This is a genomic window from Marinobacter sp. E2 (assembly GCF_055755345.1).
On sequence record NZ_CM146911.1, the window covers coordinates 2,091,921 to 2,104,819 of the forward strand.

At 48.8% G+C, this 12,899-nt stretch carries 11 protein-coding genes; 2 read left to right on the top strand and 9 right to left on the bottom strand.

What is annotated here, in order from left to right:
- The first annotated feature begins 502 nt into the window (after positions 1-502).
- Both AC0J1C_RS09550 and AC0J1C_RS09555 read left to right on the top strand, forming a co-directional pair.
- Positions 503-1,861: an O-antigen ligase family protein gene (locus AC0J1C_RS09550; RefSeq protein WP_473043637.1), complete on the top strand. Its 1,359-nt coding sequence runs from the start codon at positions 503-505 to the stop codon at positions 1,859-1,861.
- Between the two features lie 216 nt (positions 1,862-2,077).
- On the top strand, positions 2,078-3,214 hold the full coding sequence (locus tag AC0J1C_RS09555; RefSeq protein ID WP_473043639.1) for a hypothetical protein: 1,137 nt from the start codon (positions 2,078-2,080) through the stop codon (positions 3,212-3,214).
- A gap of 84 nt (positions 3,215-3,298) precedes the next feature.
- On the opposite strand, the gene AC0J1C_RS09560 is transcribed toward AC0J1C_RS09555, so the two are convergent.
- From AC0J1C_RS09560 to AC0J1C_RS09600, 9 genes are all read right to left on the bottom strand, one after another.
- Positions 3,299-4,243 (bottom strand): glycosyltransferase family 2 protein, encoded by a 945-nt coding sequence (locus AC0J1C_RS09560; RefSeq protein ID WP_473043641.1) that lies wholly within the window; start codon positions 4,241-4,243, stop codon positions 3,299-3,301.
- Positions 4,244-4,308: 65 nt separating this feature from the next.
- Positions 4,309-5,289, bottom strand: coding sequence for a polysaccharide deacetylase family protein (locus tag AC0J1C_RS09565; protein ID WP_473043643.1), 981 nt, complete (start codon positions 5,287-5,289; stop codon positions 4,309-4,311).
- Between the two features lie 27 nt (positions 5,290-5,316).
- Entirely contained in the window at positions 5,317-6,204 is an 888-nt protein-coding gene (locus AC0J1C_RS09570; protein ID WP_473043645.1) for a glycosyltransferase family 2 protein, read from the bottom strand.
- Positions 6,205-6,207: 3 nt separating this feature from the next.
- Entirely contained in the window at positions 6,208-7,548 is a 1,341-nt protein-coding gene (locus AC0J1C_RS09575; RefSeq protein ID WP_473043646.1) for a phenylacetate--CoA ligase family protein, read from the bottom strand.
- Positions 7,545-8,555, bottom strand: coding sequence for a glycosyltransferase family 2 protein (locus AC0J1C_RS09580; RefSeq protein WP_473043647.1), 1,011 nt, complete (start codon positions 8,553-8,555; stop codon positions 7,545-7,547). Before AC0J1C_RS09580 ends, AC0J1C_RS09575 begins: the two co-directional genes overlap by 4 nt.
- Positions 8,548-8,937 (bottom strand): GtrA family protein, encoded by a 390-nt coding sequence (locus AC0J1C_RS09585; RefSeq protein ID WP_473043648.1) that lies wholly within the window; start codon positions 8,935-8,937, stop codon positions 8,548-8,550. Before AC0J1C_RS09585 ends, AC0J1C_RS09580 begins: the two co-directional genes overlap by 8 nt.
- Entirely contained in the window at positions 8,934-10,064 is a 1,131-nt protein-coding gene (locus AC0J1C_RS09590; protein WP_473043650.1) for a glycosyltransferase, read from the bottom strand. The genes AC0J1C_RS09585 and AC0J1C_RS09590 overlap by 4 nt, the downstream gene beginning before the upstream one ends.
- Positions 10,061-11,212, bottom strand: coding sequence for a glycosyltransferase family 4 protein (locus AC0J1C_RS09595; RefSeq protein ID WP_473043651.1), 1,152 nt, complete (start codon positions 11,210-11,212; stop codon positions 10,061-10,063). Before AC0J1C_RS09595 ends, AC0J1C_RS09590 begins: the two co-directional genes overlap by 4 nt.
- A gap of 1 nt (position 11,213) precedes the next feature.
- Entirely contained in the window at positions 11,214-12,896 is a 1,683-nt protein-coding gene (locus AC0J1C_RS09600) for a hypothetical protein (RefSeq protein ID WP_473043653.1), read from the bottom strand.
- Positions 12,897-12,899: the final 3 nt, after the last annotated feature.

A 12,899-nucleotide genomic window follows, 5' to 3' on the forward strand; every position in this document is an offset into this window, starting at 1 on the left:
TGGTCGAGGCCGCCATTGTATTGTACTCAGTTCGAGGAGCAGAAAACTGGCGATAACTTGTGCCAACGAATTGGAGGCACTGGATCTCCGGGGTTACGCCACCACTGTAGGTGTGTAGATAAAGGCCCGACCGACCACTACCGCCAGCCCGCAACAATTTGGTTCCTGGAATTGTCGACCACTCTCGCCACCACGCGCTCTGCCAGGCACTCGTTTGAAATAGGCTCACTACAACCAAACCTCTTTAATAAAGACACTTCTTCGCAAATGGGATAGGATTAAACAAGAGCCGTTGGGTACTCGAACGTGCCTAATACAGCATTCATAGTACAAGAACTTTGGCCGCATTACAGATCAAAATCTCGTAGTTTTTCTTGTATTTAGAACCAAAGTTCGCTCGGAACTTCAGAATTCGGAATCCAGAAAATGGAGGCTTTTCCTACAAAACTCTCCGCCAGCATTTTCTGAAGATTTGAGCAATTCTCGTTTTAATGGCGGTAGCATGAACCAACAGCTTAAATATGGCCCCACACGACGGTCCTCGGCGCGGGCGTTTCCAGAATCCGCTGATACAAGAAAAACAGCAGAAAACAAACCGCTTGTTTATCTCACCTGCCTGTTCATCATTACCTGGTATCTGCAATTAGGAAGCCGAGTAGACCTGTTAGGTGCGATTCGTTTTGAATTCCTTTTGGGTACGTTTCTGGTTGCATGCGCCATCGTTCGATTACTGAACGACCGAAATCCCGCAACCCCATTAAAGAAGCCAATTTGCTTCTTTTTTGGCGTGCTGATTTTTTACACCGCCTTCTCTTACGACCACTCATTATCCTGGACGACGTTTTACGAACGAGTTGTAAAGTTCTCAATGCTTGCGCTCTTCTTCACCGCCTTCATCAGAACGGAATGGGCACTAAAAATGGCCGTTGGTGCTTTCCTGCTAGCCATGATGAAACTGGGGCAGGAAGGTTTCATGGGTTGGATAACTGGCGGAATGGTTTGGGAGAATCAGGGTATACCTCGGCTCCACGGGCAACAGGGAGGCCTTTATGGTCATCCAAACTCTTTCAGTGGAATGGCGGTTGGGTGCTTACCATTCATCTACTACCTTTTTCCAGTTGTCAACAAACTCCAAAAATTAGCTCTCGCCGCCCTTCTAGTTTCCTGCGTAATCATTATAGTCTTCACTGGATCTAGAACAGGTTACGTTGCGACCCTTCTATTAGCATTTTACTTTTGGTGGCAAAAGGAAGGAACAGGAAAGATAAAACTTCTTGTATTTTTGGTATTGCTAATACCAATAGCAATTTCTGTCCTTCCGGCCGACTATATAGGCCGCTTTGAATCCATATTCACGATGCAGGAGGCAGAGGGTTCGTCGTCTCAGACTAGACTTCAGATACTGGAAGACGCCGTATCAGTTTTTCTCAGCCACCCATGGGGAGTCGGCGTATCAGCCTTTCCAACAGTTCGAATGGAAATGTTTGGAAGGATTCAAGATACTCATAACCTTTACCTAGAATTATTAACCAACTTAAGCATATTTGGCCTAATAGCTTTCCTTTATTTAATTCTTACAATTATTAAAACTAACCAGCTCATTGAAAAAAAAGCCACAGAAGCGCAGTCTTACTACGAGAACAACCAAATATTAATCGCCCTTAGCCGATCGGTTGTAGCGTTCGTGTATGCACGGCTTTTCCTCGGCTTATTCGGAATGGACACATATGAAATTTATTGGTGGTTCGCAGCTGGCATAACAATGTCATTGTGGCGAATTAGCCATAAGCCCGTTCAGGAACAAAAAGGTGCATCAAAAAATAGCGACCGACCAGCTCACACAACGGGAAATTACTATTAGAAATCATTAGTAACTCAACACTACTTTATTCCGAATCACAAAAATAGGATAATGATTCGTCACCAGCTAAAGTGAACCTATACGTAAAGCATTGGAAGCAGCTAGATACAGCCCGTGCACTTAGCCAACTTCAAAATTGACAAAGATCGTTTAAGATAGCCTTTTATTAACTTTTGTTCTAAAGAGAGTTTTTTTGTATTCAATGGGGTAAATTTTATGCGGCCGAGCTTCGCTGAACATTTTAAACTCAACGCACCAAAGGCTCTTCTTTGGACATTGGCACTGGCTCCTTTGACCCTCACCGCTCACGCAAAGCCGGTCATTAACACGCTCGAGTCGGGCCTATATGAAAATAAAGAGGTTCTGGAAATTTCAGGCTCGGGCTTTTCTGGTCCTCCTACGGTTATCTTATTCGACAATTTTGAAAACGGAAAACCAGGTGAGTACGTGCTCCCGGAAAGCGCCAATTTAGGTTCTTGGAACTCAATTTCTGAATCCGCGGCAAAACCTTATTATGTGCGAGAGGCTTCGGGCAATACTGGATTTCTTGCGCGCGATCTAACCATGCCTGTCGGTAGTCAACGCCCGATTTTGAAATTATCTTTTGGCAAGCCCTATAGAAAGGTCTTTTTTTCTTATTCAGTAAAAGTTCCTGAGGACAATTACTTTCCCGGAGCATCTTCCGATAGAATTTTTCCAGATAATAGCTCTTGGAAATTTGTCTGGCTGATGTCCGGGGAAGGTCTGTACGCGAATGACGGACGGTTCGATTTGGCGGTACCTAGTCATGTTGGGCGCGGCAGCTTTCTGATCGGCGGTAACGATGGTAATATCTCGTGGATCTCAGGCGGGGGTAATTGGTGGAGTTGGCATGATTTCAACAACATGTCATTTTACATTGAAACCGATGAGATAGCGCCCTCCACAACGCCTGTATTGTGGGACTTTTCTGTAATAAATACGACCACCGTTTACCAGCGGTCGGATGTGACCGATCCAGCTAATTTCTCTGGAACGGACTATCAGTTTGACAAACTCCACGTTCCAGGGTGGTGGGGGAACGGTGATACATCCAACTTCCAAGCTATCTATGACAACGTATATGTTGCAGTTGGGGAGAACTCGAGGTCTCGAGTTGTCATTACCGATCGCGAACTAATTTCCGATAGCACCAAGGCGGTCACTCTGCCACCTTTAAGCTGGTCAAATGAAAAGATTATTATTGATAGATCTTTGATTCCTGATTGGCAAAGCATCTTCATTCACGTTTATGATTCTAAAAACCAAAGTACCTTAGTTGGTGAAAAGCTCTGCCCAATGTGTCCAGACCCGGTAAAAATACAAATAAGATAGTACTCTGATTTTTGGTGCCGTAGTGAGATCGAAATACCCGCGCTTCTCACACGGCACCATAAGCAAATGCACCTCTTTATACGATCAAATTCTAACCTTTCGAAAACCGCTGAAAACTCTAATCTTTATCATATAAAAGATACTCGGATTATTTAACTTCATTTTTCTATATCTTTTCTCAGCCTGTAGCCCAATTGGCGATCGGACAATTCCTATTTTATTGATCCCCAGAATCCCATCTCTAACACCCTTTAGCCAATATCGAAAATACCCATCTCGAACGGAATAAACGAAAAGAGCGCCGAGTTCTAAAATGCATTTCTCGATAAATAAATTCATCGGAAGAAGTCTAAAAGAAAGCCATATTACATTTCTAGCGTCGTAATAATATCTCCGCCAGGAAGATCTTCCTCCCTCAGCGTGAGCGTGTCGAACTGAGATCATAGGACAGTAAATTATTTCTGCGCCTGCGTTAAGCAGCGTAAGGGCAAGATATGGCCCTTCGTGGCTTATAAAAAAATGTTCCGGATAACCTCCACAATGAAGAAACCGCTCGCGTCTCAAAGCAACAGCTCCTTCACTTATTTCATAAGTTTCGAACTCGCTATCACTCCAATCTGAAAGTTTTCGATGATGAATCCAGTTGACTTGTTCTTCAGTCACGTCGTCAATAACTTTGAAATTGAGCGCCGCTAAGTTAGCATTCACCCAAAATTTCTCGGCAATCAAATCAATGGCTTCCTGAGTCAGCCCGAAAACATCATCGTCAAGTGTAATGACAATATCGGATGAGCAAGATTTCATTCCTATGTTTCGAGCACCTACACCTAAATTTTCACTAGTTCTTATTACTTTCAGGCGATCTAAATATGGTTCAAGGACGTCGCTAGCCTTTAGCAATGAACAGTTATCAACTACCACGATTTCGATGTCTTTCGATAGAACCTTCATAAGCTCGGAAACATTTCTTCCTATCTCTTCAGGACGATTATAAGTCAGCAATAGAACACTTACGCTAGGCTTTTCCATTTTGTCCCCGAGAAGAGTGTATTTTAACCTTGTCTGTCGTTTTCGACTATTTTGTCTCAATCAGTCTAGTAGTGGCGGGTAGCGAGATAGCTCATACCGTATATGGATTTTTCAAAATTACTTACCGTCGAAGCACCGGGATAGCGGGCGATTGCCCATCGATCTCTCAGAGGGTCAGGAGCCGGATATGCTGCAAGCGCGTAGGCATAACCCGAGTGCTGGATTGCAACACGGGTTATGTCGTTAATGTCTTCAGGCTGACCATTCGGATAACAAAAAGCACTTACGGGTTGTCCGGTTTCAGTCTCTATTGTCTCTTTTGATGCTAACAGCTCATAGCTGAGAGCTTTGGGGCTGAGACTTGTCATGATTGGATGGCTCACGGAGTGACTACCGATCGTTAATCTGGAATTAGCTTTCATCTCTTTCACCATATTCCAGTTCAATCCCTCGAATCCTTCTGGGGCACTAGGCGGTAAGCTCACTTCGAGGGATTTTGCAATCCGCTCAATAAGCAGGTGCTTGTCGGTATTCGTTAGCCTTAAACATGTGTCTCCGATTTCGCTCCAAGCTTCATAACGATCGGATTCTGAAGTTAGAGACTTTTTAGTATCGAGTATCTCCACAACTTTGTGATTTGTTTCACTTAAAATGTATTTTATTTGATCAGGCCAAAGCCATAATTCACCGCTCACAAAGCCAGTTGTTAGAAACAAAGTCGCTGGCAGGTCAAACTCTTTGAGTAACGGATATGCTAACTCATAAAAGTCCCGATACCCATCGTCAAATGTCAATGCAACTGCGTGATCAGGCAGCCTGTTACACTCATGTGCATCAACCATTTGATCAAGTGCCATCGGATTGAAATGTTGCTTGATTTTTTTGAGTTGCCAGCGGAACAAATCAACAGGAATTCCTTCAACACCGTGTTGGCCTCGTACACGATGGTACATCAATATTCGGGGGTGCTTACGCGCCAAGTATTTAGCCAGCGTTAATCCGCCGACGGGGCGTGAAAAGCGATAAATTAGCTGGTTTAAATTCATTGAATGCGTCCTTGCAACAGCATTTGGCTACACCCTTCTCAGAATAAGCTTTGCCAATGATTTCCATGCAGGAAAGTAAGACCAATCGTAACGCAAGCCAGTCAGCACATCTTTAATGGGCTCAATATAGATTCTTTCTGACTTGGCAAGAGACATCCCCCGGCTGATATACATGTCGGCCCAAGCTTTTGCCATCAACGATTTCGATACGGCCTTTGGATGATTTTGGATAAACTTATCCAAAATCAGGAAAGCATTTTTATACCTGCCCCTATAGTTTTTGGACATCTGTCCCGGCCAAATGCGGTAAATATAAGTTGCATCTGGTGCATACTGAAAATTCCAGCTCATTGAGTATCGTAACCAGAGATCCCAGTCGATCCCCATAGGAAGGGTTTCGTCAAAGTTGCCGCTCTTTTCCACGCATTCCCGTCGAATCACCGCAGTTCCAAAGGGAACAAAATTTTTGATTACCAGGTTTTCTGTTACTTTGCCGCTGTGGCGTTCGTAAGGAATTTCCTTGTCAACAGGATGCCCTTTCTCGTCAACGTACGAGACCTCACTGTAAACTACTCCGACCTTTGAATCTGTAAAGTACGGCATCTGGATTTCCAGCTTACGTGGTTGCCAGAGGTCATCTGCATCACAAAAGGCAATAAAGTCGCCCCTGGACTCAAGCAGCCCTCGATTCTTTGCCCTCGGCTGCCCCTGGTTCACTGTAAGGACGTAACGTACGCGCGAATCTCTTTCGTAACGCTTCATTTGTTCGCTCGTATCATCTTCTGAGCCATCATCGATTACGATCAGCTCCAAGTTAGACCAGGTCTGCGCAAGCACAGAGTCTATCGCCAAGGGCAGATATTGGCCCATGTTATAAGTTGCGATGACGACGCTCACAAGTGGTTGTTCTGTCATATTTCAGACCTTACAAATAGAAAAACGGTACTTCCCGGAAGGCTCCTGGGGAATATTGGAAACATCCTGAATTCTGATGCTCACAGAGTCGTTAAAAACCTCGCGCATTGCATCAATCAGCATGGCGTCGGTCATGTCCGAATAGTCTTGCGCTTTGACCCGGTTAATGATGATTTCCTGAAGGCTATTCTGGACCAGTTGCATCTGCTCAATGCCAGGAACTTTTGTCAGAGTCCGCTCAACCAGTGATATACCCGCAACCTGGCCTCCTTCCGGTAACTTCAGAAAATCCGCCACCCGTCCTTCAAGCCTTTCCAGGATTGGTAACTGACGCCCACACGCGCACTGCTTCAGGGTATGCACGCCTACATCTTCAACCCGATAACGGATCAGCGGCATACCGAAATTGTTCAGATCGGTAACTACGATCTTACCCGGCTCGCCTGGTTTTACCGGCTTGTCGTTGGCGTCCAGAAACTCCACGATCAGGTGAGGAAGATTCAGATGCATTCCGTTATGTTGCTCACACTCGCAGGCAATCAGCCCGACTTCTTCGCAGCCATATCGATTGGTGACCTTGCAGCCGAAGGCTTCTTCAATCACCTGTCGCTCATGCTCAAGCAGCATCATCGACGTAGCCACTATACCTTTGGGGCGCAGATCCTGATGCCCTTTTTCCAGAACGTATCGGGCGAATAAATAGATGGAATGGGCGTGACCAAAAACTGCCTTTGGCCTTTCTCGACGCCACTGCGATACAAACTCGCCCATGCTCTGATCGTTCAGATTCATGGTATCCAGATAAATAGTTCGATCCAGAAGTCTGAGCCGAAGACGTTGTTTCAGCCCCTTTGCCACGGGTGGATTGCCCCAGATCGATGCTTTTTTCTCGCCCAGTTGCCAACCTGCCCATCGGTCCGCCCACATTTGAGCCGCATTACGGCGTTCCTGGCATGACTCATCGAAAAACAGATTGAGCGAAAACCCAGTCGAACCGCCGGTTTTAGCGGTTACCAGATTTTGTTTGTCGTACTCATCGCTGATGAACTGGTCCGTCTGGTTACGGATCGCCTGCTTGGGGGTCACAGGAATTCGCCGAAAGGCTTCCCAGTTCCAATGGCCGCCCGGGTTCAGGTTGCCAGCGCTAAACAACGTCCGGTAAAAAGGGCTGTGTTTTCCGGCATAGGTCAGCATGCGCTCCAGCCGCTGCCATTGCAGCTCCTCAAGCCGGTCCTTGGGCCACCACTGCTGTTGTTCCAGAGCAGCTAATTCTTTCAACCGGCTACTACGGTCTTTCAACTCCCAGAGCGGATAGAAGATATATCTGGAAAGCGTATCCATCATATTGGAATCTGTTCCCTGATTTTCTGAGGCTGTGACTGCCCTTCAAGTGGCTGCCCTGCCGCTCGTTCAATAAAATAGCGAGGCCGACGCTTGGTCTCCATATAAATTTTGGAGACATACTCGCCAATAACGCCAAGACTCAGGATCTGGATACCGCCCAGAAGGTACATGGGCAGAACAGACGACGCCCAGCCAGGAATAGCGTCATCGGTAAAAAGCCGAACACCCAGTGCCCAAACCGAAATCAGCATGCTGAAAATAAAAATGATGAATCCAAGGGCCGCTATAAACCGCAACGGTACGGCAGAAAACGAGGTGATGCCATCCACTGCCAGTGCCAGCATTTTTTTCAGGGGATACTTGGACTCGCCAGCAAAGCGCTCTGCCCTGTCGTAGTAGACCTCGGTTGTTGAAAACCCGATGGTCGGGATAATTCCCCGAAGAAACAGGTTTACCTCCTCATACCGACGCAACGCTTCAATGGTCCGGCGGCTCATCAGGCGGTAGTCAGCATGGTTGAAAACGATGTTGACGCCCATTTTACTGAGCAGATAGTAGTAGCCCTCCGCCGTGAACCGCTTGAAAAAGCTGTCTGTAGTTCGTTTTTTCCGCACACCGTAGACAATCTCATGGCCCTTGTAGTACTCCAGGATCATTGAGCGGATGACGGTAATATCGTCTTGAAGATCGGCATCAATGCTGACAAGAACATCGCCTTCGGCGTTTTCGAGCCCGGCAAGCAAGGCATTCTGATGCCCCCGGTTTCTGGCCAGTTTCAGGCCGCGGACCTGGCTGGATTTTTCTGCCAGTTCCTGAATGATCGCCCAGGTGCGGTCCTTGCTGCCATCGTCGACCAGGCAAAGATGGCTGTCTGCGTGTAGCAGGTTTTCAGCGACCATGCTGTCCAGCAATTGGCCCATTTGCCTTGCGGTCTCCGGTAACACCTCTTCCTCGTTGTAACAGGGAATGACTATGGACAGCACAACGGGATTTTCCATTTCAGACATCACATCCATCGTCCTTTACTGAGCGATACGTCCAGTGTTTATGTGCAATGAAATTCCAGATGACCACTACGGCCGTAGCGATTACCTGCGCGGTGATGTAAAACACCGAAATCACATCGGTTAGCAAAAACACCAGGCTACTATTAAGTGCCAGCCCGATCACGGCCACAATGATGAACCGAGTCGCCGCCAGTCCATGTTTGGCAGAACTGGTGAAGGTGAAGTAATAGTTTAGAGTGTAATTAAAAATCCCACTGACCAGATAACCAATGGTGGAGGCAACGAATGCGCTGGCGGAAAGCAGTTCCACCATCGCAATCAGGATGCCGTATTGCATCAGGGTGGCAACGCCACCGACCCCCAGGAATTTGGCAAATCTCATACGGACCTCTCAATCGCCTGGCCCGCCAGGAGGCTTTGGTAAAGCTGATTATGGTCTGACAGGCAACGCGACCAGCTGTAACTAGTTTCAACCCGGTTCCGGGCCCTGTGAGCCACTCTTTGCCTGGTTTCGGGGCTTTCCACCAACTGCAAAATCGCCTGCGCAAGCGCATCGGCGTTGTCCGGTGGGACGGTCAATCCGGTTTCCCCGTTTTCAACAAGTTCGGTATTGCCACCGACTTCGGTCGCCACAGTGGCCACGCCACGAAACATGTATTCCAGGATGGCGTTACTGAGGCCTTCGGAATCCGAGCAGATTACACCGATTTGCAGTTTTCCCAGATAACCGGTTACGTCCTCGATCCGCCCGGCAAAGATGATCTGATCACTCACACCCAGCTCTTCCGCCAATGCTTCCAGTTCCGGTCGTAAATGGCCATCGCCCACAATATGCCATCGCAGGTCGGGATATTGCCGGTGCACGATGGCCGCAGCGCGTATAAACAGATCAGTGCGCTTTACCTGTCGGGTCATGTTGCCAACAATACCAATGTCGGTCGTCGCTTGTGCGTGCTCCGTAAAAGGCAATTGTGATGCATCGACACCGTTTCTTATGACCGTTGCCCGTTCCGGGTCGATTCCGAAAACCCGGGCAAAGTGAGAAATCACCACCCCGGCGTTTCCAATATAGCCATTCATCAACGGGTATATCCCTTTGAGAAGCACGGCCTGCTTTCGGCTGTTCCAGAATGCCAGGTCGCGAAAACACGCAATTCGCGCCGGGGTCCCTGCTATTCTCGCTGCCAATCCGGCAAATACCGTCGAATCCTGGAAATATGTCTGAACGATGCGGATATGTTCACGGCGCAGAAACCTTACCAGCCACCATAAAGACCGCAGGCCATCCAGTGAGAACAACTTCGGCACGCTTAGATCGACGTGTTCGCAATCCGCCGGAATAAGCGTCGGATCCGTCGGGCGAATCGTAAGCAGATAGGGCGCGTAACGATCCCTATCCAGGCGTTCAATGAGCCCAATCAGCTGAAGCTCGGTGCCGCCGCGCACCAACTGGTCAATGCAAAACAGTATCCGTACTGGGGAGTCCAGGTTGCCAGAAACCGACGTCATTCCCTTACTCCGTCCAGCAGGTTCTGGTAAATCTCGTGATACTTCTGATGCATGGACCTACTGGAATACATCGCCTGCATTCTGATCCGGGCATTTTTTGCAAGCCGCTCACGCAGCTCTTTATCTGCCAGTAAGGATTCAATAGCGTCTGCCAGCGCCTCCGGATCTTCCTTTGCTATCACAAGGCCCGTCTCGTTGGCCTGAATCAATTTGGGAATATCACCGACTGCCGTGACAACTGATGGAACACCACGGGCCGTGCTCTCCAACAGTATCATCGGCATGCCTTCATCAAGGGACGGCAGCGCAAATGCATCGCTCATGGCTAACAGTTCCGGGATATCGCGGCGAAAACCGAGTAGCTTGACCCGATCCTGTAACTGATGCTGCTCGATCTGTTCCGCAAGCGAATCTTTCAGGCGCCCTTCCCCTGCGATCAGCACCTTGATGTGCACCTGACGTCGTTTAAGAATCGCGGCGGCCTCTATCAAAGTCCACTGGCCTTTTTGCCGGGTCAGCCGGCCCGCATTGAGCACACAGAAGTCTTCAGCGCCAATGCCTAATGATTGCCGGAGCATGGCAGATTGCTCAGGTGTACTGACGGGCTCGATCGATACGCCATTCTCAACCACAATGACCTTATTTTCGGGCACGCCGTTGCCTGTCAGAACACGCCGTATGTCGTCGGAAACCGCGACAACCCGCGGAAACCATCGGTAAAGACGCTTCTCCAGCCCAATTAATATGCGTGTTTTCAGCGGTCCTTTGTCCATCTCGAACCACAGATGGCAGGTGGCCATCACTGGTATGCCAGATAAAATCTTGATCAGAAATCCGTAAACAGATGGCTTGTAGCCGTGGGAGTGAATCAAGCCAACATTCAGCCGCTTCAGTTCCCGGGCTATCCGTGGCATAACTGCGGGAAACCGGCTGTTCGGGATAACCAGCTTTACCGCTTCGATTCCTTCAGTCACTGCTGCATCGTATAGATCGCTTTGTTCCGCCGGCGCACTGACAATACACCCCACCACAGGCACCAGTTCGCTGTTCTGAGCCATCTCGCGGGACAGGTTCAGGATGACCCGTTCTGCGCCGTAGAGACCACCGCTTTCAATGAAGTGCAGGATTCGGGTTGATGAACCAGACACGCTATTCTGCCCGCCTGTATACGTCGTAGGACAGCCCATAACCACCGCCGCCGGGAGCAGTCAGGGAAGTGACTTTTTCATACTCATCTTGCAATAGCCTAACGAGGACCCTTTTCTCAGAAAGATCGAAGTGCTCTTGCAGCAAAATAAAGTCAACGCTGTCGAAGGGTACGAATTGCTCCATGACGTCGGGCAGGAAACTGTTGTAACCGAAATACCGGTAGCCTGTGTCGGAACGGAAGTTAAGCATGTCAAGCAGCCGGTATCTGGCCCGCTCTTCCCAGAGCCTGATATGTCGGTCCGTGAACGACTCTCCTTCCGCCACTGCATCGGTAAAGCCCGCTTCAAGTACTTGCTTGTGTTGCTGGATAGCACTGGTATTCAACGGCAGGCTCAGCGCGGTGTATCCAAGAATATAAACCGTGTCGTCAGGCGCAACATTCTGGGTAACCCAGCTGCGCAATTCATTGAACGGAACATCTCGAAAAGTTCTACCTTCCTGCCAAAGCTGGGCCCCAAATATTCCGAATAGCAGTGCGAGAACCGGCAGACGCCAATAATTCCGGGCCGCCTGCACGATGACCAGAGCCGCCGTGATGTAAAACAATGGCAAGGCCGGCAGCATCCAGTACCCCCGCAAGACTCTGAGACTGGCGAACAGGATCAGCCAGCAAATACTGAGAAATATGACGCTGGCAAACCGCGGATTGCCTTTCCATTGCGGTAAACGACGTACCATCCAGATCGACACAGCAATCAACGGAACGATCAGCCAGCCGGTACCATGCAGAAGGGTGTAGAATTGATCGCCCCACTCCAACCAGGGTGAAGCATCATCACGGGCATTGAGCAGACGGAGTTTGACGTAAAGCGCCGGGTCGAAAATTACCGAGCCGGCCGACACCGCAAACACAACTACCGCGATCAAACCAAACCAGAACGCCCGCCTGACGGCCTCTTTAAAACCCAGCTGTCGCCAGAGATCCAGACAGATGAAAATCACAAAGAAGGCGCCGTGCAATTTCATGCCTGAGGCTAGCCCCAAAAGTACACCGCTTAATACCAGCGTTTTCTGGCGCTCTCCGAAATCAGAACGGTAATAAAGGAGTAAGCCGGATACCGCGAAGAGTACCGTCAACGTGTCAGGTCGAGCGACAACGTAGGCCCAGAGGGTATTGAAACTGAGCATGTAGAGGCTGGCCGCGATGGCTGCGATCCAATTTACTTCCGCATGGCGCCTGGCGATTTCCCTTGCCAGTAAAAACACCAGTAGTGCCGTCAGGAAATCCACGAACAGCATGAGGGAACGATAGGTCTGCACATAGGGGTCGGGATTGGCGTGAAAGTCTCGGTAGGCATCCGCCACCAGATTCAATCCAATGGCCCCGTCCTGACCAACATGTCGGGCGACGTAGGTGGCGATGGAGGAGACACCGCTGATCCAGCTCTCGATGTACATACGCTGCGGCGGAGCCTGGCCGAACCAGACATGAAAACCGCCTTCATATTTTGTCTGGTCGTCTATCGTGACGTAGGGAGCTCCGACTTCGAGAACGCTAAGCTTGTTTCCCAAAGAAAAAAGAAAAACAAGCAGCACAATCCCGAGAGGCAGATAGCGATTCAGTAAAACTGAAGTAGACCCGAAGGCCATTGGTTTATCCGATGCGTTCGTGGTGAATGTCACTCA

Bases quoted from the DNA above. Each gene is read 5' to 3' on its own strand.
- AC0J1C_RS09580 (WP_473043647.1), bottom strand. From the start codon at position 8,555: ATGTCTGAAATGGAAAATCCCGTTGTGCTGTCCATAGTCATTCCCTGT.
- AC0J1C_RS09575 (WP_473043646.1), bottom strand. From the start codon at position 7,548: ATGATGGATACGCTTTCCAGATATATCTTCTATCCGCTCTGGGAGTTG.
- AC0J1C_RS09560 (WP_473043641.1), bottom strand. From the start codon at position 4,243: ATGGAAAAGCCTAGCGTAAGTGTTCTATTGCTGACTTATAATCGTCCT.
- AC0J1C_RS09550 (WP_473043637.1), top strand. From the start codon at position 503: ATGAACCAACAGCTTAAATATGGCCCCACACGACGGTCCTCGGCGCGG.
- AC0J1C_RS09555 (WP_473043639.1), top strand. From the start codon at position 2,078: ATGCGGCCGAGCTTCGCTGAACATTTTAAACTCAACGCACCAAAGGCT.
- AC0J1C_RS09570 (WP_473043645.1), bottom strand. From the start codon at position 6,204: ATGACAGAACAACCACTTGTGAGCGTCGTCATCGCAACTTATAACATG.
- AC0J1C_RS09590 (WP_473043650.1), bottom strand. From the start codon at position 10,064: ATGACGTCGGTTTCTGGCAACCTGGACTCCCCAGTACGGATACTGTTT.
- AC0J1C_RS09565 (WP_473043643.1), bottom strand. From the start codon at position 5,289: ATGAATTTAAACCAGCTAATTTATCGCTTTTCACGCCCCGTCGGCGGA.
- AC0J1C_RS09585 (WP_473043648.1), bottom strand. From the start codon at position 8,937: ATGAGATTTGCCAAATTCCTGGGGGTCGGTGGCGTTGCCACCCTGATG.